The organism is Paenibacillus sp. B1-35 (assembly GCF_050474385.1).
GTDB classification, from domain to species: domain Bacteria; phylum Bacillota; class Bacilli; order Paenibacillales; family Paenibacillaceae; genus Paenibacillus_B; species Paenibacillus_B alvei.
On the sequence record NZ_JBCHVJ010000026.1, the window covers coordinates 1 to 1,331 of the forward strand.

1 protein-coding gene is annotated in these 1,331 nt (G+C 50.0%); it reads right to left on the reverse strand.

Features of this window, described 5'->3' with window-relative positions; all coding sequences use genetic code 11:
* Positions 1-1,331, reverse strand: a 1,331-nt coding sequence (locus ACQ5BJ_RS26275) for a non-ribosomal peptide synthetase (RefSeq protein ID WP_430113434.1), incomplete at both ends; no start/stop codon positions are given.

Below are 1,331 nucleotides of genomic sequence, written 5' to 3' on the forward strand. Positions count from 1 at the left end.
CCGCATCTTGGATTCCTTCCAGTTGCCGCAGCGCATTTTCCACTTCTCCCGGCTCGATCCGGAACCCCCTGATCTTCACTTGGTCATCAATACGGCCCAAATAGGCTATGTTCCCGTCCGGCAACCATTTGGCTAAGTCTCCCGACCGGTACAGTTTGCCCTCTCCGTATGGATTCTCAATAAACTTCTCTGCGGTTAGTGCCGGAAGGTTCAAGTACCCTTTTGCCACACCGCTGCCTGCAATACATAACTCCCCAGGTACACCTATCCCGCATAGCTTCATGCCATCCATAATATAGATTTGCGTATTGCTCGTTGGTTTCCCAATCGGCACAGGATTGGGAATGTCACTCTCTCCATCGTATTCCCATCCCGTTGCCAATACTGTGCTTTCCGTCGGGCCATAGGCATTGATATATCGTGTACCGCTCCCTGCCTTTTCGATCATCTCCGCGTTTGCTGCCGATCCCCCAGTCGTCAGTACCCGCAGTCCGCTTATATCCGTCTGCAGATAGTATTGCGGCGGCAGCAACGTCAACGTGATTCCATTTTTCTTGATAAAAGCGTTAAAGCTGCTCACATCCGATAGAACCGCTTGGGACACAAGGGTCAGCTTTGCACCCAGCAAAAGCGACAGTGTCATCTCCCATACGGAGGCGTCAAATATATAGTTGGCAAACTGAAGCACGTTATCTTGCTGCGTCACTTCATACTTCTCCTGCAGATAACTCCGCATCGCAACTACGCCGCTGTGCGCTAACATTACCCCTTTAGGCTGCCCCGTCGTTCCGGAGGTATAGATAATATAAGCCAAATCATCGGGACGATTGACTTGCTCCGGATTGTCGCTTTGCCCTTCCCAGAGCTTATCGTCCGCCAGATTAATCGTCGGCAGATCCGTTTCAATCGTAGCTTTATACACAAGCACTGCCTTTGGTTTGCAGTCATTTAGGATAAACTGCATACGCTCCGCTGGGAGGGTAGGATCGACTGGCACATATGCGCCACCTGCTTTGATGATGCCATACATCCCGGCAATCATCTCCACACTTCGCTCTGCTACGATAACCACGCGGTCAGCCGGTTTAATGTGCAGTCTGCGAAGCGCCCATGCCACTTGGTTGATTTTTTGGTTTAATGCGTCATACGTCACATCGTTGTCTTCATATACAACGGCGATGGCATCCGGGGTGTGAGCAACCTGCTCTTCCCATAATGCTGGAATCGTTTTATCCTTTGCATACGCTAAGCTCGTTTCATTAAATGCACCTAGTATCTGTTCTTTCTCTTCCTCTGTTATCGTCTCAAGTTCAGACAACTTCATTTCTGGG